The following is a 23,751-nucleotide window of genomic DNA, read 5'->3' on the forward strand; positions in this document are numbered from 1 at the left end:
TTATACCCGCCGGGCCCGGGCGCCGGTGCGCTCGACTGGCCGTGCGGGCGCCACCCGGTTGCCGCAGCGGCGGCGCCCGGCGGTTGTCCGTTTCCGGTCAGGTTTGCGGGGCGGCCTTGACATCGATGTCACCCGCGAGTTGAGCTTCCGGGGCCCCGAGTCCCGATCCCTGATCCCCCCTGACGAACTGGGAGCAATGATGCCCCGAAGCGCCAGACCGTTCCACGTCGTGCTCGCCGTGGCTGTGGCGGCGGCGGGCCTGGTCGTCCTTCCCGCCGCGGCCGGTGCCGCGCCGGGCGAGGCCGCCCCGCCGGACTTCGTTTCTTCGTTCGAGCCGACCGACCCGCAACCGACGCAGGACGCCGTCGACACCGATTCCGCCGGGAAGCCGCGGGCTTCGGGCGTCGACGGCGCGAACGGGACCGCGATCCCCGGCGACATCCGGGGCAAGGTCACCGACATCAGCGCGACCAGCGAGAACACCGGCGGCGGCGAGGTCGCCGCGAACCTGATCGACGGCAGCACCGGCACGAAGTGGCTGTCGTGGGATCCGACCGCGTCGGTGACGTTCACGTTGTCGGAGCCGACGAAGATCACGCACTACGCGGTGTCCTCGGCCAACGACGCGCCCGGCCGCGACCCGCAGGACTGGACGCTGCGGGGCTCGAACGACGGGCAGCAGTGGACCGATCTGGACAAGCAGTCGGGCCAGTCGTTCGACAAGCGGTTCCAGCAGAACGACTACAAGCTGTCCGCGCCGAGCGACGCGTACCGGTACTACCGGATGGACGTCACGCGCAATCACGGCGACGACATCATGCAGTTCTCGGAGCTGCTGCTGGCCAACGACGATCCGGCCCCGCCGCCGCTGCCGAACATGCGCAGCGTGGTGGACTCGGGCCCGAATTCGGGCTACACCAACAAGAACCGGGTCGGGTTCACCGGCAAGAAGGCGTTCCGGTATTCCGGCAGCCAGCCCAAGGCCGGGCACGGGTACTCCTACAACAAGGTCTACGACGTCGACATCCCGGTGACCGGGACGACCGAGCTGTCCTACAAGGTGCAGCCGCAGTTCGTCGAGGGCGATCTGAAGTACCCGAGCACGAACGTCGCGGTCGACCTCGACTTCACCGACGGCACGCATCTGCGCGATCTCGGCGCGACCGACCAGTACGGGTTCCCGCTGACGCCGGAGGGCCAGGGCGCGAGCAAGGTCCTGTACGCGAACCAGTGGAACCTGGTGCGTTCGGCGATCGGGCGGGTCGCCGCGGGCAAGACGATCGACCGGATCGCGATCGGCTACGACAACGCGAACGGCCCGGCGCAGTTCGCGGGCTGGCTGGACGATCTGAAGATCTCCGCGACGCCGACGCCGCCGGCCAGCACCCGGCCCAGCGACAACGTGCTCACCACGCGCGGCACGATGGCGAACGGCACGTTCTCCCGGGGCAACAACTTCCCGGCGACCGCGGTGCCGCACGGGTTCAACTTCTGGACGCCGGTGACGGACGCGGGTTCGGCGAGCTGGCTGTACAACTACCACTCGCAGAACAACGCGGACAATCTTCCCGCATTGCAGGCGTTCAGCGTGAGCCACGAGCCGAGCCCGTGGATGGGCGACCGGCAGAGCTTCCAGGTGATGCCGTCGGCGGCGAGCGGGGTGCCGGACGCGAACCGCGACAAGCGGGCGCTGCCGTTCACGCACGACGACGAGGTGGCGCGGGCGCACTACTACGGCGTCACGTTCCAGAACGGGATCAAGACCGAGATCGCGCCGGCGGATCACGCGGCGATGATGCGGTTCTCCTTCCCGGGCAACGATTCCAGCCTGATCTTCGACAACGTCAACAACTCCGGCGGGCTCACGCTCGACCCGGCGCACGGCACGCTCAGCGGGTACTCCGACGCGAAGAGCGGGCTGTCCGCGGGCGCCGGGCGGATGTTCGTGTACGCGACGTTCGACAAGCCCGTCACCACCGGCGGCAAGCTGACCGGGCAGAACCGGGACAACGTGACCGGGTATCTGCGGTTCGCCGCGGGTGCGGACAAGACGGTGACGATGCGGATCGCGACGTCGCTGATCAGCGTGGACCAGGCCAAGAAGAACCTGGAGCAGGAGATCGCGCCGAACGCCGGGTTCGACGCGGTGCGGGACGCTGCGCAGCAGGCGTGGGACAAGCAGCTCGGCGTGATCGAGGTGCAGGGCGCGTCGAAGGACCAGATGGAGACGCTGTACTCCAACCTGTACCGGTTGTTCTTGTACCCGAACGAGGGTTTCGAGAACGTCGGCACGAAGAAAGCGCCGAAGTACCAGTACGCGAGCCCGGTTTCGCCGAAGACCGGCACGGACACCGCGACGCAGACCGGGTCGAAGATCGTCGACGGCCAGACCTATGTGAACAACGGTTTCTGGGACACCTACCGCACGACGTGGCCGGCGTATTCGCTGCTCACGCCGGACATGGCGGGCAAGATGGTGGACGGTTTCGTGCAGCAGTACCGCGACGGCGGCTGGATCGCGCGCTGGTCCTCCCCCGGTTACGCGGACCTGATGACCGGCACGAGCTCGGACGTCGCGTTCGCTGACGCGTACCAGAAGGGCGTGACGAACTTCGACGTCAAGTCGGCCTACGACGCGGCGCTGAAGAACGCGACGGTGACGCCGCCGAACTCGGCGGTCGGCCGCAAGGGGCTGGACCAGTCGGAGTTCCTGGGCTACACGCCGAACTCGACCGGCGAGGGTTTCTCGTGGGCGATCGAGGGCTACGTCAACGACTTCGGCATCGCTAACCTGTCGAAGAAGCTGTACGACACGGCCGCGGCGAACGACCCGCGCAAGGCGGAGTACCTGGAGAACTACCAGTACTTCACGAGCCGGGCGCAGCAGTACGTGAACCTGTTCGACCCGAGCACCGGGTTCTTCCAGGGCAAGGACGCGAGCGGGAAGTTCACCAAGGACAAGGCCTCCTACGACCCGCGGGTGTGGGGCGGGGACTACACCGAGACCGACGGCTGGAACATGGCCTTCACCGTGCCGCAGGACGGGCAGGGCCTGGCGAATCTCTACGGCGGCAAGGACAAGCTGGGCGCCAAGCTCGACCAGTTCTTCGCCGACCAGGAGACCGCGAACTACCCGGGCAGCTACGGCGGCGTGATCCACGAGATGCGGGAGGCGCGGGACGTGCGGATGGGCCAGTACGGCCACTCCAACCAGCCCTCGCACCACATCCTCTACATGTACGACTACGCGGGCCAGCCGGCGAAGACGCAGGCGAAGGTGCGCGAAGCGGTGTCGCGGCTGTACACCGGCAGCGAGTTGGGCCAGGGCTACGCGGGCGACGAGGACAACGGCGAGATGTCCGCGTGGTACGTGTTCAGCTCGCTGGGCTTCTACCCGCTGCAGATGGGCAGCCCGGATTACGCGATCGGGTCGCCGCTGTTCACCAAGGCGACCGTGCACCTGCCCGGCGGGGACCTGGTGATCAACGCGCCGAAGAACTCGGCGAAGAACGTCTACGTCCAGGGCCTGAAGGTCAACGGGAAGAACTGGACGTCGACGTCGCTGCCGCACGACGTGCTCGCCCACGGCGCCACGCTCGACTTCGACATGGGCCCGAACCCGTCGACGTGGGGCACTGGTGCGGGCGACGCGCCGAAGTCGATCACCACGGGCGACGCGGTGCCGACGCCGCTGCACGACGAGACCGGTCCGGGACTGGGCACGCTGTCCACTTCGGACGGTTCGGACGCGTCGGCGTTGGTGGACAACACTTCGCGCACGCAGGCGAAGGTTACGGGTGCGGTGCAGTACCAGCTGAAGTCGACGGACGAGGCGGTCACGCACTACACGCTCACCTCCGGCACTGGTGCGGGTGATGCGAAGAGTTGGACGCTGAAGGGTTCGTACGACGGGAAGAACTGGACGGTCGCCGATCAGCAGACCGACCAGTCCTTCCAGTGGCGGCAGCAGACCCGGGCGTTCGCGGTGAAGAACCCGGCGCACTACGCCTACTACCGGCTCGAGGTCACCGCGACCACCGGCGGTCCGGCGACGCTGGCGGAGTTCGAACTGCTGGGCCGCCCGGACGCCTCGTGCGGCAAAACGCTGACCGGCGTGCAGAACGGCCCGCTGACCGTGTCGAGCGGTGTGGTGTGCCTGAACGGCGCCACGGTGTCCGGCCCGGTGAACGTGGCGCGCGGCGCTTCGCTGATCGTGCGCGGCGGCCAGATCACCGGTCCGGTGTCAGCGGCCGGTGCGGCGCAGGTGGTGCTGAACCGGACGAAGGTGGCGGGTCCGGTGTCGATCACCGGCTCCACCGGGCCGGTGTCGATCGAGCTGACGGACATCTCGGGCCCGGTCAACCTGACGGGGAACCAGGGGCCGTTGATCGCGAGCAGCACGGTGGGCGGGCCGCTGGCGTGCACGGGCAACTCCCCTGCCCCGACCGATCATCAGCTCGCCAATACTGTTCGCGGGCCTTCCGCGGGGCAGTGCGCGCAGTTCTGATCGGTTCCCGGTAGACAGCCGCAGGCCAGGGGCTCGGATTCGTTCCGGGTTCCTGGCCTGCGGCGTATCGGCGGGGCGGCTAGTTGTCCGGGCAGTCGGCTTCGGTCCAGGTCGCGGTCAAGTCGCGGCTGACGACCGTGAGGGCTCCGCCGATGAAGCCGATCTCGTGGCTGCAGCCGTGTACGCAGGGCAGGATTTCGTCCAGCGTGACCGGGCCGAAGCCGGTCCAGTCGGCCGGGTCGGGCGTGAGGGTGCTGAGCCCGACGTAGCGGATGCTCAGGTCTTCTTCGTGTTTCCAGCAGTTGTGCCGGAAGCCGAGCTGCAGCCAATCCTCGCCGTCCGCGGTTCCGTGCTGCAGCGTGTCGAGCACGAGGTCCTTGACGCACCGCGGGCCGTGGAAGTCGTAGTGGTCCGGGTCGGCGGCGAATGCTCGCGCGCCGGGAGGACGCTCGGCCGAGAGTGTGGGCAGCAGGCCGAGATACGCGCGAGGATCGAGGTAGTTGCCCGTCCCGGTCGCTTCCACTCTGACGTGTTTCATCGCCGCGCCAGTTTATTGGCTGGCTCCCGCGCCCGGGCCCATGGGAGCGTCGGCCCATGAAGATCAACTACTCCTGGCGCGCCACCCTCACCGACGCCCAACTGGTCACCCTCACCGAAGCCCACGGCGGCCACGCCGAATCCGGCTGGTGGGACCGCGCGAAGCACCACAGTCTCGGCTGGGTCAGCGCGCACGACGGCACCGAACTGGTCGGCTTCGCGAACCTGGCCTGGGACGGCGCGGACCACGCGTTCCTGCTCGACCCGAAGGTCCACGCGGACTGGCAGCACCGCGGCATCGGCACCGAACTCGTCCGCCGGGCGCGCGACGCCGCGACGGACGCGGGTTGCGAGTGGCTGCACGTGGACTTCGAGCCGCATCTCCGCCCGTTCTACTTCGGAGCCTGCGGGTTCACGTCCACCGACGCGGGGTTGATCCGGCTCACCGCGAGCTGATCCGGCACCGCCGGTGCGGGAGCGATTACCGTGGGGGCCGTGACCACGGCTGCGTTCTTCTCCTCGTTCGAAGCGGGCGATCCGCAGCCGCTCGCGGGGGCGCGGGTGGACAGCGGGCCGCGGCGGTCGCCGACCGCGAAGACCGGTGTCGGGTTCACCGGGGCGAAAGCCTTGCGCTACCAGGCCGGGCCGCCCGTGACGCTGTTCGAGGTGGACGTTCCGGTCACTGACCACAGTGCACTGTCGTATGTGGTCTTCCCCGCCTCCGACGGTCCGGTCCCGAGCTATCGCAGCACGCACGTGGCGCTCGACGTCGAGTTCGACGACGGCAGCCGCGCCGGGTTCTCCCCCGAGCCGAAGAAACTCTGCGTCGACCAGTGGAACCTGGTGCGCCGTCCGCTGAAAGCGTTCGCGGGACGAAGGGTGCGGCGGATCCTGCTGACGGCAGGCTCCGACGCGACGGGCTGGCTGGACGACGTCCGGATCGCCGAGCATCCGCCGCAGCACAACGACCCGGTCGACTGGGTCCGCACCACTCGCGGCACGCATTCCGGCAGCGAGTTCTCGCGCGGCAACACCTTCCCGGCCACCGCGGTCCCGCACGGGTTCAACTTCTGGACCCCGGTCACCGACGCCCGGGCGCTGAACTGGTTCTACTCCTACCACCGGCACAACGACGCGCGGAACGAGCCGCGGCTGCAGGCGTTCGGGCTCAGTCATCAGCCGAGTCCGTGGATGGGCGACCGGCACACTTTCCACCTGATGCCCGGCGCCGGACCGGTCGAGCTGGACCGCGTGCGGCGTTCGCTGGCGTTCGGCCACGACGACGAGACCGACCGGCCGCACCATTACCGGGTGCGGTTTCGCACGGGCATCACCGCCGAAGTCGCACCGTCCGAGCACGCGGCGATGTTCCGGTTCGCCTTCCCCGACGGCCGCGGCTGGGTGCTGTTCGACAACGCCCGCAACCGCGGCGGTCTCCGGATCGACGCCGAACGCGGGGTCGTCACCGGGCACACGTGGGTGCGGAGCGGGCTGTCGACCGGCGCGCGGCGGATGTTCGTGTACGCCGAGGCTGATCAACGCCCGGTCGGAGGCGGGCGGATCCGGCGGCCGTTCTGGCGGACGGTGACCGGGAGCCTGGAGTTCGCCGCGCCGGAGGTGACGCTGCGGATCGCGACGTCGCTGATCAGTCTCGCGCAGGCGAAACGGAACCTGACGCTGGAAATCCCGGCGGGCACGACGTTCGACGAGGTGCGAGACAACGCCCGGGAACGCTGGCAGGAGGTGCTCGGGCGGGTCGAACTGGAAGGCGCGTCCGAGGACGAGCTGACCACCTTCTACTCCTGCCTCTACCGCATGTTCCTGTACCCGAACGTCGCGCACGAGAACACCCCGCGCGGCATCCGGCACGCGAGCCCGGTCGTGCGGAGTCTCCGGCCGAGCACGCGGCGGCGCACCGGCGCGAAGGTCGTCGACGGCGAGCTGTACGTCAACAACGGCTTCTGGGACACCTACCGCACCGTCTGGCCCGCGTACGCGCTGCTCGCGCCGCGCCAGTGCGGCCGGATGATCGACGGCTTCGTGCAGCAGTACCGCGAAGGCGGCTGGATCTCCCGGTGGTCCTCCCCCGGCTACGCCGACCTGATGACCGGCACCAGCTCCGACGTCGCGTTCGCCGACGCGTACCTGAAAGGCGTCACGAACTTCGACGTCGAAGCCGCCTACGACGCAGCGCTCAAGAACGCCACCGTCACCCCGCCGCGCGCGGGCGTCGGCCGCAAGGGACTCGACCGCTCCGCGTTCCTCGGCTACACCCCGGCCTCGACGCGCGGCGGCCTGTCCTGGGCGCTCGAAGGCTGCCTCAACGACTTCGGCCTGGCCAATCTGTCCGACGCGCTCGCCCGGGAAAGCGGCGGCGCGCGAGCCCGCCGGTTCGCCGACAACGCCGTCTACTTCCGTCAGCGCGCCCAGCACTACGCCAACCACTTCGACGCGCGGATCGGCTTCTTCCAGGGCCGCGCTCTCGACGGCGGCTGGCGGCACTCGGCTGAAGGATTTGACCCCACGGTGTGGGGCCCGGATTACGTGGAGACCAACGGCTGGAACACCGCGTTCTCCGTGCCGCACGACGGCCCCGGCCTCGCCGCGCTCCACGGCGGCGGCAAAGCTCTCGAGGCGAAACTCGACGAGTTCTTCCGGACTCCGGAGACCGGACAGGGCGGCCGGATCCACGAAATGACCGAGGCTCGCGACGTGCGGATGGGCCAATACGGGCATTCCAACCAGCCCTCGCACCACATCCCGTTCGTCTACGCCTTCGCCGGAGCGCAGGCGAAACTGCAGCGCACCGTCCGCGAGGTGTTGCGCCGGCTCTACCTCGGCAGCGAACTCGGCCAGGGCTATCCCGGGGACGAGGACAACGGCGAAATGTCGGCCTGGTATGTCTTCACCGCCCTCGGTCTCTACCCGTTGACCGTCGGCAGCCCGCGGTACGCGGTGTGCGCGCCGCTGTTCCGCTCCGCCACCGTGCACCTCGAGAACGGAAAGGACCTGGTGATCCGAGCACCCCGCGCCGCGAGCGCCGACAGCGAAGCCGACACGCCGTACGTGCACGGTCTGACTGTCGACGGCGAACCGCACCCTTCGGCCACCCTCGCGCACGCGGTCCTCGCGCGCGGCGCGGTGCTGGAGTTCGACGTCCGCGCCGAGCCCGGTGATTGGGGCGCAGAACCGGTCGCCCCGGTCGCCCCCGCGCCGCTCAGCGACCTGACCGGCACCGGGCTCGCCGCTTTGACCGACAACACCAGCCGCACCCAGGCCGTCTTCCGCACGCCCAGGCCCACCATCTCCTTCACCACCGAAGGCGAACCGCGCGAAGTCGTCCTCTACACGCTCACCTCCGGCGCCAGCGCGGGCGATCCGCGGGACTGGGTGCTCGAAGGCTCCGACGACGGACACCAGTGGCGGACCCTGGACGAACGCTCCGGCGAAGTGTTCCGCTGGCGGCGCCAGACCCGGCCGTTCGCGCTCTCCGATCCTGCCGCGTGCCGGCACTACCGGCTGCGGGTCCGCGCCTCGACCCGGCGGCGCGTCGCCCTCGCCCAGTGGGAGCTGCTGGCCCGATGATCACCGACGTACGCAACGCCTTCCTCGACCGGCTGGCGGCCGCCGACCCCGGTCTCGTCCGGCTGCGGCTCGCCGCGTCGGCGGTGCTCGGCATCGTGATCGCGGTCCTCGCGATGCAGCCGCTGCATTTCCCGCTCACCACCACGCTCGTCGCGGCCATCGCGGCGATGATGAGCGCCTTCACCGTCAACGACGCGACCAGCGGCGGCCAGGCCGTCACGCTGCTGCTGGCGCTCGTGGTCGGGGCCGCGTCGATCACCGCCGCCTGTTTCGGCTCCGCCTACGCGCCGCTCGACAGCGTCGTGTTCGTGCTGCTGATCTTCGTAGCGGTGTACGTGCAGCGGTTCGGCGCGCGCGGCATCGCGCTCGGGTCGATGGCGTTCTTCCTGTTCTTCTTCCCGATGTTCCTGCAGGCGCACCTCGCACAGGTGCCGCACCTCCTGATCGCGCTGGCGATCGGTGTCGCCGCGAACGCTGTCGTGCGGTTCCTTCTCTTGCGCCGCAACGCCGAAAGCGAGCTGATCCGCTACCGGCAGGCGTTCCGCGCACGGCTCGGCGCCGCGGTGCGCGCGACCGAGGCATACATCTCCTCCGGCGGTTCGGATCGCAGCAACCGGCAGATCCGCACCTCGGTGGAACGGCTGCACGAGGTGGTCCTGCTGATCGAGGACCACGCGCCCGACGTGGTCGACGACCGCCGCGCCGACCAGCTGCGCCGCCGGGTCATCGAGGTGGAGCTGGCCGTGCAGTGGCTGGTCATCACTGTGCGGCGGACGTGCTCGCAGCCGTTGCCCGAGGGCGTCGCGGACGATCTCGTGGCGCGGCTGTCCCGGTTCCGGTCGCTGATGGAACGCGATCCGCGCGATCTGCCGCTGATCAGCCAGACCGGCGAGTACAGCCGGATGCTCGTGGAAGGCAGCCGGATCGACGAACGCGCGCACCCCGGCGACGGAGTCCGCCGTGCGATCGCCGAACTGGCCGTGGCGGACGACCGGGCGCAGCGCATCGCCAGCCTCCAGGAAGGAGTGGACTTCCCCGTCGAAGAGGACGAGGAAGACGAACCGACCAAGGCGTTCGCCTACGACAACCAGACGCGCGGCGCGATCCAGGCCGTGCTGGGCGGCGGGCTCGCCGTCCTGGCCGGGCAGCTGATCTCGCCGCAACGCTGGTATTGGGCGGTGCTGACGGTGTTCGTCGTTTTCATCGGCACGTCCAGCGCCGGCGCGCGGTTCGTGAAAGGCATGCGCCGCACCGGCGGGACGCTGCTGGGGATCGTCGGCGGCGTCGCGCTCGCGCTGCTGGTCAGCGGCAACACGCCGGCGATCCTCGCGCTGCTGCTGGTCTGCGTCTTCGGCATGGTCTACACCGCGCGGGTTTCGCAGTTCCTGATGGCGTTCTTCGTGACGAGCATGCTCGGCTTGCTCTACAGCCTGCTCGGCACGTTCAGCATCGAAGTGCTGTGGATCCGCGTCGCCGAAACCGCGGTCGGCGCGGCGTGCGGGCTGCTCGCCGCCGTGGTGGTGCTGCCGGTCCGCACCCGCGCGGTGATGCTCGACGACATCGCCATCGCGCTGGACGAACTGCACGAGTTCGTCGAATCCGCGGCGACGCTGCTGTCCGGCCGGGAGAACGTGAACATCATCGAGATGTCCCGCGACCTGGACAAGGCGGTCGAGCAGGTGCGGCTGACGATCGAACCGCTCACCCACCCGATCAACCTGCGCAGCGCCCGCCGCGACTACGGCTGGCACGTCCTGACCACGTTGGAGGGCATCGCCTTCCGCGCCCGGCACGTGGCCGCCCGCGCGCAGCCCGGCCAGCTCGCCGGCCCGGTCTCGGAACGATTGGACCAGTTCGCCGGCCGGATCATCGCGAACGTCGACCTCGTGCACGAAGCGGTCAGCAACCCGGGAAGCACGCGGCTGCGCAAGCTCGTCCGCGACGACGGCACCCCGGTCGCCGACCGGATCGACGAGGCCGAAACCCGCGCGGTGCTGTCCAGCATGAGCCACCTCGACGAGGGACTCATCGCGCTCGGCCGCGTGCTGGGCGTCGGCGCGCAGGACCCGCCGCGCCACAGCTGACCTACGCGGAGGCGGCGTCGAGGATCCGCAGCTCGTCGTCGTTCAGCTCCACGTCCTGCATCGCGACCAGCGCCGGAACCTGCTCGACCGTGCGCGCGGACGCGATCGGCGCGGCCACCGTCGGCTGCTGCGCGAGCCAGGCCAGCGCGACCGTCGGCATCTCCGCGCCGCGCGCCTTCGCGACCTCCTCCAGCGCCGCCAGCACCTTCACGCCGTGCTCGGTGTCCGCGTAGCCGCCCGCGAGACCGGGCATGTTGCGGATGTTGTCCACCTGCTGGCCGGGCCGGTACTTGCCGGTCAGGAACCCCGACGCCAGACCGAAATACGGGACGCAGGCCAGCCCGTGCCGCTCCACGATCCCCCGCCGCTCGCTCTCGTACTCCCGCGCGACGAGGTTGTACTTCGGCTGCAGCGCGACATACTTCGCCAGCCCCTCGCGGTCGGAGAACTCCAGCGACGCGGCGAGCCGTTCCGGGCTGATGTTCGACGTCGCGATCGCGCGGACCTTGCCTTCCTTCACCAGCTCGTCGAGCGCGGCGACGATGTCCCCGACCGGAACGGACTCGTCGTCGAAATGCGTGTAGTACAGGTCGATCCGGTCGGTCCCCAGCCGCCGCAGCGATTCCTCGGCCGCGGCCTTGATGTTCGCCGGAGCGAGCCCCTTGAACTGCGGGCTGTCCCCGACCTTCGTCGCGACCACCACGTCGTCCCGGTTGCCGCGCGCGGCGAGCCACCTGGCGATGATCGTCTCGGACTGCCCGGGCTCGTTGCCCGGGAACTGATAGATGTACGAATCGGCGGTGTCGAGGAAGTTCCCGCCCGCCTCGGCGTAGGCGTCCAGCACCGCGAACGACGCCGTTTCGTCGGCGGTCCAGCCGAACACGTTCCCGCCGAGGCACAGCGGGGAGACGGCGAGGTCGGATGAGCCCAGAGTGCGAAGTGCGACCATGATCGCATTCAAGCACTCCCCGCCCCGGGAATGCCCGCGACGGCGGGAAACTCTGCCCGCCCGTACCGGGCCCGGCCGCGCAGCTGGCAAGATCTTCCTTCTCGGACAGCTTTCTGGGGAGGCAGCTGATGAGAAGACCGGCCGTCGACGATCCGCTCTGGATCGGGCAGTACCGGGTGCTCGCGGAGGTGACTCGGGACGAGACGACCCGGGTGCTGCTCGGCAGCGGGCCGGACGACCGGCTGGTCTCGCTCACGCTGGCGAACCGGCAATCCGCCGAAGCCGCGGCGTTGAGCGCGGTGCTCGAGGCCGATCCGGACGCGGCCCTGCCTTGGTGGGCGCAAGAGTTCGTGCCCGGCCCCTCGCTGCGGGACGTGGGCGACACGCTGCCCGAACCGGCGGTGCTCCGGCTGGCCGCCGGAATCGCGGCCGACTTGACCCAGCTCCACAGCGCCGGACTCGCGCACGGACAACTGACACCGTCGCACGTCCGGCTCACCAGCAGCGGAGCAAGGCTCATCGCCCGCGCAACCGGCGACGACCCGGCCGACGACCTGTTCGCGCTCGGCACGCTTCTCGCCGCGCAGTCCGCGCTTCCCGAGGCGCTCCGCCCGTGTCTCGCGGAAAACCCGGCCGACCGGCCCACCGCCGCCGAACTCCTCGAAGCAATCGGGCCGTCGGCCGAGCCGTGGCCGCCCGCTGTCGAGAAGCTCATCGCCGAGCGCACCGCCGAACTGGCCCAGTTCCTCGACGGCCAGCCGATGCCACCGGACGACTCAGTGATCTACCAGGTCTCGGAAACCCCGACGCCTCCGCGACGTCCGGTGCCGCGCCGGGGAATCCTGATCGGCGCGCTCGCCCTGGTGATCGCCGGGCTGGCCGTCTGGCTCGCCTGGCCGGGAACTCCCGCACCTCCTCCCGCACCCCAGCCGCCGCTCGTCGAATCCGGCTTCCTCACCGCACACGGACATCCGCAGTTCCTCAAGTTCAGCCACGACAGCCGGCTGCTGGCCACGGCGAACACCGACTTCACCCTCGACGTCCTCGACGTCGCGACCCGCAAACCGGTCGGCCCGCGCCTCGGCCCCTTCCCCAACGCGGGCGTGGCCGGTCTGGCATTCCGCCCCGACGGCAGCGCCCTCGTCGCCTCGCGGGTCAAAGAGAAGCAGTTCACGGCGCAAACCTGGGACCCGCGAACCGGCCGGGAAATCGGCGAACCCCTCGTGCTCGACAACATCGACCGCGACGGCGCCTGGCCCGCGCTCAGCTCCGACGGCGGCGTCGCGGCGGTGCCGATGGACTCCCCGCGCAGGCTCGACCTGTGGCGGGTCGCCGACCGCACCCGCATCGGCAGCATCGAAACACCGGCCGCCTTCCGGAGCTCGGAGTTCAGTCCCGACGGCCGCACCCTCGCCGTCTACCAGTGGGACGGCCACTCCGCCCACACGAGTCAGCTCAGCCTGTGGGACACGGCTTCGCTCCGGATGAAGGGAAACCCGATCGTCTTCGCCGAAACCGAGCAGATCTGCTGCTTCGCCTTCCGGCCCGACGGCCGGACGCTGATCACCACCTCCGGCGGCACGACCGGCTCAGCGCCGAAGGTGCGGCAGTGGGACACCGCCACGCACCAGGAGATCCGCCCGGTCTTTTCCCTGTCCCAGGATCCCGGAAACGGAGAGATGAAAGAGGCCTTCCTCATCATGGCTGTCCCCGGACTGGACGACCAACACCTCGTCGCGATCGCGACGGGCACCGTCACGATCCGAGACCTCGACGGCAAGCAGGACGGAGCCGGTCTCCCCGGAATCCTCAACGTCGCGGTCAGCCCGGACGGCAAAACCCTCGCCACCACGTCCGGTTCGACAGCGGACACGACCGTCCACTTGTGGCGAAAACCCTGACCCCGTCCCGATCCGGAACCGCTGCCACAGCGAGCGAACACCGCGGGGCGGCCGCCGCCGGTCCGTGAAGGTGCCGCCCACGGACCGCACCTCCGCGCCCGCCCATCGCAGGGCTCTCCAACGAGGCGAACTGCGCCCAACGACGCGAGATTGCGGTGCTCCGTCACACCTCTCCCGGCGCACCACGCATTGCCACCCCCAGATCAGCGGGCAAAAGCAGGCGGCTCACCCATCGGACTGAGGTGCATCCCCGCGATCCGCCACCCGCCTTCGCCGCGGACAAGCACATGCGTCGCCCGGAACGTGCCGTCGACGCGGTTCCCCTGATGAGTCGCTTCCTGATCGTGCACGCCGATCGCGATCGCCGTGTCCCCGTGCACGCGCACCTCGACATCACGCCAATCCAGCCGCAACGTCGCCAGCGCGCCGGACTGGTAGCGGCCCAGCCACTGCTCCCGGTCCAGCACGAATCCGAGCGGCCCGACGAGCCGGAATTCGTCGGCGACCATGCCGCCCAGCGTGTCCGTGTCGCCCGCGACCTCGGCGGCGGCCCAGCGTTTGCCCAGTTCAGCGATCTCCGCGGTGTCCATGATGCCCTCCAGCGCCCGTTGATGAGACACCACAAACGTTAGACATCTAATCGTTCGTCGTCAAACGGTTAGAGTTCGACGAACCTGCGGTACCGTCTCCCCGTGCCCCGACCCGCCACGCCCCCGCTCGGTGTCCTCCTCGCCCGCACCGCCAAGACCGCGGGCCAGGCGTTCGACCGCGCACTGGCCGAGGTCGGCGGATCGCAACCGGTCTGGCAGATCCTCATCGCGCTCAAAACCCGCCGGCACGCCAGCCAGCGCGAACTCGCCGACGCCGTCGGCATCCAGGGCGCGACCCTCACCCACCACCTCAACGGCATGGAGACCGCCGGCCTGCTCACCCGCACCCGCGACCCGGAAAACCGGCGCGTGCACCAGGTCGAGCTGACCGAATACGGCGAACGGACCTTCCACCGCCTCGCCGACGCCGCGATCGCGCACGACAAGCGGATGCGCCACGGGTTCACCGACGACGAGATCGCGACACTGGCCGCATTGCTGGGCAGGCTCACGGAAAACGTGACGCAGACGGACCCGTGAGCGTCCGAGGAAGCGCTCACGGGCCCGAGTCCGCACAGCTACCGAGTTGACGGGCACTGCTTCCAGGCGAAGTGGTAAACTGTCTGGACGCTGCCGTCCGTCGAGTCCATCGTCAGGAAGCTCGTCGTCTTTGCCGGGTCCGAAGAGCCAGCGTACGCCCGCAATTCCGTGTTGATGTTCAGGTTGCGTTCCTGGCCGCACGGTTCATAGATAATCGCGTCGATGTCAGTCTGATCCGAGAACTGCCAGTCATTGTCGTAGAATCCGTCCAGCCGATGCGTCTCGTACGCGGTCGGCGAATTTCCCTGGAAATAGTAGTTCGCGCGTTCCACGCCGTACGCACCCTTTTCGAGGTGCCCGAATCCGCGGTAGTCCGCCGAAGCGATTCCGTACGTGAAGCCCTGCGGCACGTGCACGCGCAGGCCGATCTGGCAGTTCTTGCGGAAGTCCGTCGGCTGCGCGCCGACGCCCACCTGGGCGGTGTATTGGCTGTAGGTGACGGTGAAAGCCGTGTTGTCCGCCGAAACCGATACCGCGGCCGTGTCCGGCGGGCAGCCGGTCCCGTTCACGGTCGCGACGTCGATGATAATTTTGTCCGGCGGAGGATTCTGCGGCCAGGAATGCGGGGTAATAGTCGAAGAGAGCGCCAAAAGCGCAGCGGCCATTGTGGTAAGCATGGGTTCCTTCCCATTACTTCCGGGGGTGGGGGGTTTCGACAGGGTAGCGCGAGAACTACTCACCGAGTCCCACTGAATGGAGCAACGTAACTGCTTAGCTGCGCACAGCAACGTGTTAACAAACCGTTGACAAAAGCTATTATGGACAATTGACGAATCAACAAAAAAGATAGAAAAATACACGACGCAGAACCACCGGACCCGGCTGGTCCGGACAACCCGGCGAAAATACGCCCGAAAACCGGGGCAATTGGGACAGTTCAAGCCTCGCCCCGCACTGCGCGCCGGCCCTGGCTTCCGGCGCGATTCGGCGGCTCGCGCCCGCACCACAGCCCACCACGTGCCCCGCTACCGAACTCCGCGGCATCGGGTCCGCGCCGCCCGCAACGAGATCGTGATCTTAAGTTACGCCCTTCGGCGCGCGACTTAAGGCGGATGACAGACAGCTCGCACCGGCCCGCGAACGTGACCTTGACTACCGTGACTGGACGCACCCGGACGGCGCCCGCCAGTAGGGCTAGCATCCTCGGTACTAGCCAAAGTCGTCTCAAGCTGGAGAAGCGCAATGACCCAAGCCCCTGTCAACGTCACCGTCACCGGTGCGGCCGGCCAGATCGGCTACGCGCTGCTGTTCCGCATCGCGTCCGGTCAGCTGCTCGGCGCCGACACCCCGGTGAAGCTGCGGCTCCTGGAGATCCCCCAGGCGGTCAAGGCGGCTGAGGGCACCGCGATGGAACTGGACGACGGCGCGTTCCCGCTGCTGGCCGGCATCGACATCTTCGACGACCCGAAGCAGGCCTTCTCCGGCACGAACATCGGCCTTCTGGTCGGGGCCCGCCCCCGCAGCAAGGGCATGGAGCGCGGCGACCTGCTCGAGGCCAACGGCGGCATCTTCAAGCCCCAGGGCGAGGCGATCAACGCCGGCGCGGCCGACGACATCCGCGTGCTGGTGGTCGGCAACCCGGCCAACACCAACGCCCTGATCGCCCAGTCGCACGCCCCCGACGTGCCCGCCGAGCGCTTCACCGCGATGACCCGCCTCGACCACAACCGCGCGCTGGCCCAGCTGGCCAAGAAGCTGAACGTGGCCGTGACCGACCTGAAGAAGGTCACGATCTGGGGCAACCACTCGGCCACGCAGTACCCGTCGGTGCAGCACGCCGAGGTCAACGGCAAGAACGTCGCCGAGACCATCAACGACCAGGCGTGGCTCGCCGACACCTTCATCCCGACCGTCGCCAAGCGCGGCGCCGCGATCATCGAGGCCCGCGGCCTCTCCTCCGCCGCGTCCGCCGCGTCGGCCGCGATCGACCACGTCTACACCTGGGTCAACGGCACCGCCGAGGGCGACTGGACCTCGGCCGGCGTCGTCTCCGACGGCTCCTACGGCGTCCCGGAAGGCCTCATCTCCTCCTTCCCGGTCACCGCGAAGGACGGCAAGTACGAGATCGTGCAGGGCCTGGAGATCGACGAGTTCTCCCGCCCGCGCATCGACGCCTCCGTGGCCGAACTGGCCGAGGAGCGCGACGCGGTCCGCAAGCTGGGCCTGATCTGAGGTTCGTTTTCCGCGATGGCCGCCCCGGTTTCGGGGCGGCCATCGTTCGTTCTTGACGTCTTTGCGAGGTCTGGAGTAGCGGGTTCGCTGAGGTGTCTCGCGACGGTTCTGTCTTTACAGACCGCCCGCCGTATAGGTCGTTATACAGTTGAGAGTAGTTCGTGCAGACGGCGGGCGACGCCGAAGTCGGGCACCGTCCGCGTGCCGTCGCGAAGATCCGCCGCCAGCTGTTCGTAGACCCGGCCCACGTTCGCCGCCTGGATCGGCGATTCGCCGGCCTCGCTCACCGGAACCACCGTCCACTCCGGACTCTCCGGGCGCGACAAGCGCAGCTCCAGCCTGCCGATCTGCAGCTGCGCCGCCCACGGATCGGCCTCCGGCGCGGAAGTCAGCGCGAGATCCCCTTCGGCGCCCAGGATCTCGATCCGCGTCCGGGGTGTCGCCGCCTCCCCGTCGTGCAGATGAACGGACACCACTGCCCCGCCGTCGAGTTCGGCGTGCGCGAGGAAATGGTCCGGCGCCGTAACCTCGATCGGCTCCCCCGTCTCGGCGACGCGATGCGAGCCGTTGCGGATCGCGGTCCTGGCGGTCAGCTCCCGGATCGGCCCGAGCAGGTGCTGCACCAGATCCAGCGTGTGCCCGCCGAGGACTTCGACCAGCCCCGCCCCGGCCCGACGGTCGTAGGTGTAAGCCGTCCAGCCAGGGACGTCACGCGTGTTTCCCTTGCTGCGCGAGCTGTACACGGCCGCGGACTGCACCGCGCCGATCTCGGCGATCATCTCCCGGGCTCGGCGGATGGCCGGCGAGAACCGCGCCTGCAGACCCACCGCCGTGTGCACCCCGGCCCGCTCCCCCGCGGCAGCCAGCGCGGCGGCTTCCTCCGCGGTCGCCGTCAACGGCCACTCGCAGTAGACGTGTTTGCCCGCCTCCAGCGCGGCCGTCACCAGCTCCACATGCGCGGGCACTTTCACCGTGACGACAACCAGGTCAACGTCCGGATGCTCGGCAAGACTTCGGGCATCGGTGAAGGCGTGCCGCGCACCGAAGCGGGTGCGAGCTTCTTCCGCGCTGCTGGTGCGAGTCGTCGCGACCGCGGCGAGAGAGAAGTCAGGCGACGCGGCGATCGCGGGAATGTGCGCCCGCCCGGCCCACCCTCGGTCCGGGTTCGCGCCGAGGATTCCGACGCCGATCGGCTTGGTCAAGTCCCCACCTCCAGTAAGCGGGTCACAGTGTTCCGGTTCTGCCAAGCTACCAGAAGCGGAACAGTGTGACCCGCTTGGTTTAGACTGCGGGAATGCCGGACTCCGCCGTCGCAGCACTGCTCGCCCAAGGCCGACCGCGCGCGGACGCCCAACGCAACGTCGAGCGGCTGGTCGCGGCCACCCGCGAGGCACTGGACGAACTCGGGCTCGCGGTCACGACGCGCGACATCGCGCAGCGCGCGGGCGTCGGCCTCGGCACGCTGTATCGGCGCGTGCCGTCGCTGGACGCCCTTCTGGCGGCGATCCTCACCGACACCATCGACGAGATGACCGAACGCGCCGCACACGCCCTCGACTCCCCCGACGCGTGGCAGGGATTCGCCGAGTTCGCGGAGAGCTACGTCCAGCTACGCGCGTCCAGCTGCGGACTGCACGACGCGCTGTCCGGCCGCGGCGAACGGCTTGACCTGGAGCCACGCATCACCCGGCTGCGGCGGGCGATGCGGCAACTCGTTCAGCGCGCCCAAAAAGCAGGCGTGCTCCGCTCCGACCTCGACTGGCGGGACGTCCCGTTCGCCCTCGCCACCGCGATCCCGCCCGGCCACACGATCGGGCTTGTCCCGGGCGACGACCAGTGGCGGCGGAATCTCCGCATCATCCTCGACGGCCTGCGCCCGGCACGATCGCTTGCTCCAGAAGCCCCTGCAGCACCCGCTGTTCCTTCGGATTGAGCCCGGCCAGCGGCGAATCCCGGGTCAGCAGTTCGAGCAGCCGCTCCCGCAACGCCGCGCCGTCCGCGGTCAGGACGAGATGCTTGGCGCGCCGGTCGGTCGGGTGCGCGCGACGCTCGATCAGGCCTTGTTTCTCCAGCTTGTCGACGACGAAGGTGGCGTTCGACGGCTCGCAGCTCATCCGCTCGGCGAGTTCGCGCATGGTCATCGGGCCGGTCAGCTCACGCAGCGCGGTCGCCTGCGCGGCGGTCAGCCCCAGCGTCACCGCGCGCTCGCGGACGTGGTCGGCGATCTGCTGCGCCAGCCCGTTCACCAGGCCGCACAGCTCCCGTTCGGCGATCGCCTGAGGTTCCGTCATGGCGCCATCCTAGCAACTCCATCAAGTCAGAATATTTAAAGCTTGAATGTTTCTAGCTTGATGCTTATGGTCGGGGAAGACCGAGGGAAGGGAACGAAACCGTGCTCGACGACCGACTGCGCCGGCCCGCGCTGCTCCAGACCGTGCACCTGGGCGAGACGAAGGTGTCCTTCGTGCCGGACGGGGCTGCGCAAGGGAATCCGCGGCTGTGGCTGCCCGCCAGCACTGCCGAGACCTGGGCCGAACGTCCGGAGTACTTGGACGACGACGGCTACCTCGTCGCCAGCATCGGCGGACTCCTCGTGGAACGCGACGGCCGGGCGTTGCTGATCGACGCCGGATTCGGGCCGCAGTCGGTGCCCGCCGAGCCGGGCGCACCGAATGGCGTCCTGTACGGAGGCGCATTGCTCGACAATCTGGCTGCGCTCGGGCGAAAGCCGGAAGACATCGAGGCAGTGGCGTTGACGCACTTGCACTCGGACCACATCGGCTGGGCATCGCAGCCCGCAGCGTTCACCCAGGCCGCATTTCTGGTGCCGGAGCCGGAATGGGCGCAGCGCGAGGCGTCCGCAGAGATCGATGCGCTGGCTCCGCGGGTCCGCACGGTCCAAGACGGCGAGGAGGTGTTTCCCGGCGTACAGGTTCGCTTCGCGGCCGGGCACACTCCAGGACACGCCGAGTACGTCATCGCGGCCGGCGGGCAGCGGCTGATCGCGTTCGGCGACGCGGTCCATTCCCCGGTGCAGATCGAAAATCCCGACTGGTCCTGCGTGTACGACCACGATCCGGTCGAGGCCGCCAGCCACCGCCGGAAGCTCGTCGCCGAACTCGCCGAGCCCGGCACGATCGGCTTCGGGAACCACTTCGCCGACGTCGTCTTCGGGCACGTCCGCGACGGCCGCTGGCATCCGCTCGACCGCTAGGCTCGGCGGGATGGCCCGGCTGATCCACCTCAACGGCCCGTCCGGCATCGGGAAGTCCACCGTCGCGCGGTGCTACGCCGATCTCCACCCCGGTGTGCTCGCCCTGGAGGCCGACCAGGTGGTGACGATGATCGGCGGCTGGCGGACCGCGTTCTGGGGCACGCTCCCCGCCGCGCGACGGCTCGCGCTCGCCATGGCGGAAACGCATCTGCGGGCCGGATACGACGTGGTCATGCCGCAGCTGGTCACGCGCGTCGAGCAGGCCGAGCGGTTCGAGGAGGCAGCCCGCGCGGCCGGCGGCGAGTACGTCGAGATCATGCTCACCGCGCCTCGGCCGCAGGCGAAGGCCCGGTTCGCCGCGCGCGGCGACCACGCCGCCGCCGACGCGATGGCCGAATTGGGCGGACCGGTGCTGCTCGACCGGATCCACGACCACGTCGCGGAGTACCTCCCGCTCCGTCCACAGTGCACAGTGCTGGACACCGAACACCTCGACCCGGACGAAACGTGCACGCGGGTCGCGGCAATTGTTGCCCGCCGAGCAGCGGCGGAGGCACCGAGTGCACGGAACGGGGACCAAACGGGAAACCCGCCGCCCAGCCCGGCCTGAGCGCGGTATATGTCGAGGAGTGCCAGGACACAGAGCCGACGCGGTCCGGCCGCCGTTCACCGGGCGGACCGCGTGCACCCTCGCCGAGGCCAGGGTGCACCCGCGGGCTGGATTCGAGTCCACGGCTGTTCCGGAAATCGCGGCTGATTCCAGCGCTATCCCGCTTCGCCGCAGCGGACAGCCCACCGGAATCGCACCGCTCTTCCGCTTCGACGGCCCGGCATTCCTAGACCCGTTTCCCGCGCACGTCCCTCCGGAAGAGACTCCCATGCCCGAACCCTCCGCCCGCACGGACTTCCCCGCGCCACCCTGGCTGCTCAGCGCGACCGACAGCGTCGCCCTGCGCGCCCTCGCCGCGGGCCTTCTCGACAGCACGGCGTCCGACCTCGACCTCGCCTACAGCCTCGCGACCCGCGCTCCGCTGGCGCACCGCGTCCTGGTCCTGGCTGGGGATCGAGCGGCCCTGGAAGCAGTCGCGAGCGGCGAAACGGCCGGGAAACCGGTGTCCGGACATCCCCGGCTGACCTTCGTCTCCTGCGGCAGCAAACTCGCGCCCGGCAGGGAAACCGAGTTCACACAACGGTTTCCGCTGTTCGCCGAGACCTTCGACGCGATGTTCGGCGACTACCACGACCGTCTCTTCGCTTTCCAGGCCGCGCTGTGCCGTCTGCTGGAATCCTGGGGTCTCTGCCCCGAGGCGGTCGCCCGGGTGACCAAGCAGCCCTGGGACGACACCAGCCTTGTCCTGGACCTCACGCCGGCCTCCGTTCAAGACCTCCTCGCCGAGGTCGGGCGGCTGTACATCGCGGGCATCCCGGTTGCCTGGAACGCGGTCTTCTCCGGCAGCGGTGCCCGGCAGGTCGACCTGCCCGGCGAAACCATCCTTTACCGCGCTGAGTGGGTCCCGGTCCCGGCCAAGCCCGGCGCAGCCGAAATCCTCGAAATCCCGGCCAGCACCGACCTCCACTCCCTCACCGCCCACACCCTGCGCGCACTGCAAAACCGCGAAGACCGGCTCGTCGTCACCACCGCTGGATCCGGCCCGGTGAACGCCGCGGTCTGGGGCTTGGTCATCGCGGCAGCCGCCGAATACCCAGGCGAGATCACCGCCGTCGACCTCGACGCACCGACGCCCGTCGCCGAGATCCTCGACCTCGTCGGCGGCAACACCGAACCCCAGCTCGCCCTCCGCGACGGAGTCCCGCACGCCTTCCGGATCCGCCCGGCCACAGTCCGAACCGCCCGGCCCGTCGCTCCGTCCGGCACCGTCCTCATCACCGGCGGCACCGGAAGAATCGGTGCGCTGCTGGCCGAGCACCTCGTCGCCGAGCACGGCGTCCGGCACCTCGTGCTGGCGAGCCGCAGCGGCCCCGCCGCGCCCAACGCCGAGCATCTCCAGGACCTCGACGCGGACGTCCGCATCGCAGCCATCGACGTCGCCGCCCCGGGCCAGGTCGAAAGCCTCATCGCTTCCTGCAACCCGCCGCTGACCGCCGTGATCCACTGCGCCGCCGTCTTCGATGACGCTGTCCTCCCGGAGCAGACCCCTGAACGCCTCGACCCGGTGCTGCGCGCGAAAGCCGACTCCGCCTGGATTCTCCACGAAGCCACCAAACACCTGCCGTTGTCGGCGTTCGTGCTTTTCTCCTCCGTCGCTGGAGCCCTCGGCGAAGCCGGACAAGCGAACTACGCCGCCGCCAGCCGGTTCCTCGACGCCCTCGCCGTACACCGGCGCGCGAAAGGCCTGCCAGCCGTGTCGATCGCGTGGGGCCGTTGGGATCCCGCCGTCTTCGACGCCGCCCTCGGCAGCGAAGAACCGGTCGTTATCGGCCCCGGCCCCGTTCCGGCCGCGCCGCGCGCCGCAGAGACTTGCCCGCCGGAAGGAACCTTCCCGAGACTGCTGACGAATACCCCGGCCGGAAGATGACATCCGTCATCGGGTCCGTTCCCGGTGCGCCGCAATACTCGATCCCATGAACAAGATCCGGACCGCTGCCGCGGCCGCCGCCCTCGTCGCGGGATTCTCCGTGCTCGCCCCTGCCGCCGCCGACGCCACGACCTCGCCCCTGACCTTCGGCATCTACCCCGGCGGATACGCGGGAGGCGGTTCGACCACCGGCAAACCCGACGATCCGGCGAAGATCCGGAAAGCGCTGGCGCAGCTGCAATCCGGACGCCAGCCGTTCCTGCTCCGCGACTACCGCGGCTGCGGCAGCGCCTTCCCCGACGACGAAACGCAGTACCTCGCCCCGGGCCGCCGGCTGGACGTGGTGCTCAGCTACTCCGGCGAAAGCATGCCGGAATGGCAGACCTGCGTGGAGAACACGGTGCACCGCTACGGCCCGGTCGCCGACACGATCTCGGTGACCCTCGAACAGAACGTGCTGCCCCAGCCGAACGGCGACACCGCCCTGGTGCAGGGTGTGATCGCCGGCAAGAAGACGGCCGACCGCGACGGGTTCGACCGGCTGCAGATCGGCTTCGACGAGGTCGCCTTCACCAAGCCGTTCACCCAGTTCTGGCAGCACCTCGCGCAACTCGGCGGCGCCGAGTTCAGCCGCTCGGTCGGTTTCGTCGGCATCGACCTCTACCCGGACGCCGGGCTGCCCGGCATCCCGCCGCAGTCCGACCTCGCCGGATTCGTCCACCAGACCCTGCACAACGTCCGCACCCAGGAGATGCCGATCGCCGGCCTCGGCCGCGACGTGCCGATCCGCGTGTCGGAGAACGGCTGGGCGACGCACACCGCCGAGCGCACGCCCGCGGACCAGGCCCGCGCGCTCACCACCGAAATCCTGGCGGTCAACCAGGACCGCGTCACGGAAAACGTGGCCAGCTACGAGATGTTCGACCTGCGCGACGACGTCACCGGCTCCCCCAGCCCGTTCGACAACTTCGGCCTGATGACCGACGACTACGCCCCGAAGCCGATGTACTGGCTGTACCGCGGCCTGGTCTCGGCCCTCGGCCGTCATTGAGTTCTTGTGCTGTGAACCAGAGCC

The 23,751-nt window shown here is 69.4% G+C and carries 18 protein-coding genes; 12 read left to right on the plus strand and 6 right to left on the minus strand.

Going from position 1 to position 23,751, the window contains the following annotated elements:
- Positions 1-199: 199 nt before the first annotated feature.
- Complete coding sequence (locus ABD156_RS19975) at positions 200-4,507, plus strand: GH92 family glycosyl hydrolase (RefSeq protein ID WP_344275409.1); 4,308 nt, start codon at positions 200-202, stop codon at positions 4,505-4,507.
- A gap of 79 nt (positions 4,508-4,586) precedes the next feature.
- Here ABD156_RS19975 and ABD156_RS19980 read toward each other — a convergent pair whose 3' ends face one another.
- Positions 4,587-5,045, minus strand: a complete 459-nt coding sequence (locus tag ABD156_RS19980; RefSeq protein WP_344275412.1) for a hypothetical protein — start codon at positions 5,043-5,045, stop codon at positions 4,587-4,589.
- 56 nt (positions 5,046-5,101) lie between these two features.
- Between ABD156_RS19980 and ABD156_RS19985 the strand changes: the two genes are divergently transcribed.
- Genes ABD156_RS19985 through ABD156_RS19995 form a run of 3 tightly spaced genes read left to right on the plus strand, consistent with a single transcriptional unit; the run spans position 5,102 to position 10,713 of the window.
- Positions 5,102-5,500 (plus strand): GNAT family N-acetyltransferase, encoded by a 399-nt coding sequence (locus tag ABD156_RS19985; protein WP_344275415.1) that lies wholly within the window; start codon positions 5,102-5,104, stop codon positions 5,498-5,500.
- Between the two features lie 39 nt (positions 5,501-5,539).
- Complete coding sequence (locus ABD156_RS19990) at positions 5,540-8,629, plus strand: GH92 family glycosyl hydrolase (protein WP_344275418.1); 3,090 nt, start codon at positions 5,540-5,542, stop codon at positions 8,627-8,629.
- Positions 8,626-10,713, plus strand: coding sequence for an FUSC family protein (locus ABD156_RS19995; protein ID WP_344275421.1), 2,088 nt, complete (start codon positions 8,626-8,628; stop codon positions 10,711-10,713). The genes ABD156_RS19990 and ABD156_RS19995 overlap by 4 nt, the downstream gene beginning before the upstream one ends.
- Before the next feature lies 1 nt (position 10,714).
- On the opposite strand, the gene ABD156_RS20000 is transcribed toward ABD156_RS19995, so the two are convergent.
- On the minus strand, positions 10,715-11,662 hold the full coding sequence (locus tag ABD156_RS20000; protein ID WP_344275424.1) for an aldo/keto reductase: 948 nt from the start codon (positions 11,660-11,662) through the stop codon (positions 10,715-10,717).
- 128 nt (positions 11,663-11,790) lie between these two features.
- Here ABD156_RS20000 and ABD156_RS20005 point away from each other — a divergent pair, with 128 nt between their 5' ends.
- Positions 11,791-13,563 carry a protein kinase family protein gene (locus ABD156_RS20005; protein ID WP_344275426.1) on the plus strand — a complete coding sequence of 591 codons (1,773 nt, stop codon included), beginning with the start codon at positions 11,791-11,793 and terminating at the stop codon, positions 13,561-13,563.
- 203 nt (positions 13,564-13,766) lie between these two features.
- Here ABD156_RS20005 and ABD156_RS20010 read toward each other — a convergent pair whose 3' ends face one another.
- Positions 13,767-14,153: a nuclear transport factor 2 family protein gene (locus ABD156_RS20010; RefSeq protein ID WP_344277615.1), complete on the minus strand. Its 387-nt coding sequence runs from the start codon at positions 14,151-14,153 to the stop codon at positions 13,767-13,769.
- A 102-nt stretch (positions 14,154-14,255) separates the two neighbouring features.
- On the opposite strand from ABD156_RS20010, the gene ABD156_RS20015 reads away from it, so the two are divergent.
- Positions 14,256-14,693 carry a MarR family winged helix-turn-helix transcriptional regulator gene (locus tag ABD156_RS20015; protein ID WP_344275429.1) on the plus strand — a complete coding sequence of 146 codons (438 nt, stop codon included), beginning with the start codon at positions 14,256-14,258 and terminating at the stop codon, positions 14,691-14,693.
- A 38-nt stretch (positions 14,694-14,731) separates the two neighbouring features.
- Here ABD156_RS20015 and ABD156_RS20020 read toward each other — a convergent pair whose 3' ends face one another.
- Positions 14,732-15,370 carry a DUF4360 domain-containing protein gene (locus ABD156_RS20020; protein ID WP_344275432.1) on the minus strand — a complete coding sequence of 213 codons (639 nt, stop codon included), beginning with the start codon at positions 15,368-15,370 and terminating at the stop codon, positions 14,732-14,734.
- A gap of 565 nt (positions 15,371-15,935) precedes the next feature.
- Between ABD156_RS20020 and ABD156_RS20025 the strand changes: the two genes are divergently transcribed.
- Positions 15,936-16,925 carry a malate dehydrogenase gene (locus tag ABD156_RS20025; RefSeq protein WP_344275434.1) on the plus strand — a complete coding sequence of 330 codons (990 nt, stop codon included), beginning with the start codon at positions 15,936-15,938 and terminating at the stop codon, positions 16,923-16,925.
- Between the two features lie 140 nt (positions 16,926-17,065).
- On the opposite strand, the gene ABD156_RS20030 is transcribed toward ABD156_RS20025, so the two are convergent.
- A complete protein-coding gene (locus tag ABD156_RS20030) occupies positions 17,066-18,127 on the minus strand; it encodes a Gfo/Idh/MocA family protein (protein WP_344275436.1) in 1,062 nt (353 codons plus the stop codon).
- A 92-nt stretch (positions 18,128-18,219) separates the two neighbouring features.
- On the opposite strand from ABD156_RS20030, the gene ABD156_RS20035 reads away from it, so the two are divergent.
- Entirely contained in the window at positions 18,220-18,858 is a 639-nt protein-coding gene (locus tag ABD156_RS20035; protein WP_344275439.1) for a TetR/AcrR family transcriptional regulator, read from the plus strand.
- Here the strand turns inward: ABD156_RS20035 and ABD156_RS20040 are convergent.
- Positions 18,782-19,216 (minus strand): MarR family winged helix-turn-helix transcriptional regulator, encoded by a 435-nt coding sequence (locus ABD156_RS20040; protein WP_344275442.1) that lies wholly within the window; start codon positions 19,214-19,216, stop codon positions 18,782-18,784. The two genes, ABD156_RS20035 and ABD156_RS20040, sit on opposite strands and share 77 nt — an antisense overlap.
- A 101-nt stretch (positions 19,217-19,317) precedes the next feature.
- On the opposite strand from ABD156_RS20040, the gene ABD156_RS20045 reads away from it, so the two are divergent.
- From ABD156_RS20045 to ABD156_RS20060, 4 genes are all read left to right on the plus strand, one after another.
- Positions 19,318-20,139 carry an MBL fold metallo-hydrolase gene (locus ABD156_RS20045; RefSeq protein WP_344275445.1) on the plus strand — a complete coding sequence of 274 codons (822 nt, stop codon included), beginning with the start codon at positions 19,318-19,320 and terminating at the stop codon, positions 20,137-20,139.
- A gap of 10 nt (positions 20,140-20,149) precedes the next feature.
- On the plus strand, positions 20,150-20,749 hold the full coding sequence (locus ABD156_RS20050; RefSeq protein WP_344275448.1) for a P-loop nucleotide/nucleoside kinase family protein: 600 nt from the start codon (positions 20,150-20,152) through the stop codon (positions 20,747-20,749).
- A gap of 268 nt (positions 20,750-21,017) precedes the next feature.
- Entirely contained in the window at positions 21,018-22,676 is a 1,659-nt protein-coding gene (locus ABD156_RS20055) for a beta-ketoacyl reductase (RefSeq protein ID WP_344275451.1), read from the plus strand.
- A 46-nt stretch (positions 22,677-22,722) separates the two neighbouring features.
- Complete coding sequence (locus tag ABD156_RS20060; RefSeq protein ID WP_344275454.1) at positions 22,723-23,727, plus strand: hypothetical protein; 1,005 nt, start codon at positions 22,723-22,725, stop codon at positions 23,725-23,727.
- Positions 23,728-23,751 lie beyond the last annotated feature (24 nt).

Source organism: Amycolatopsis albidoflavus (genome assembly GCF_039525725.1).
Taxonomy (GTDB): Bacteria; Actinomycetota; Actinomycetes; order Mycobacteriales; family Pseudonocardiaceae; genus Amycolatopsis; species Amycolatopsis albidoflava.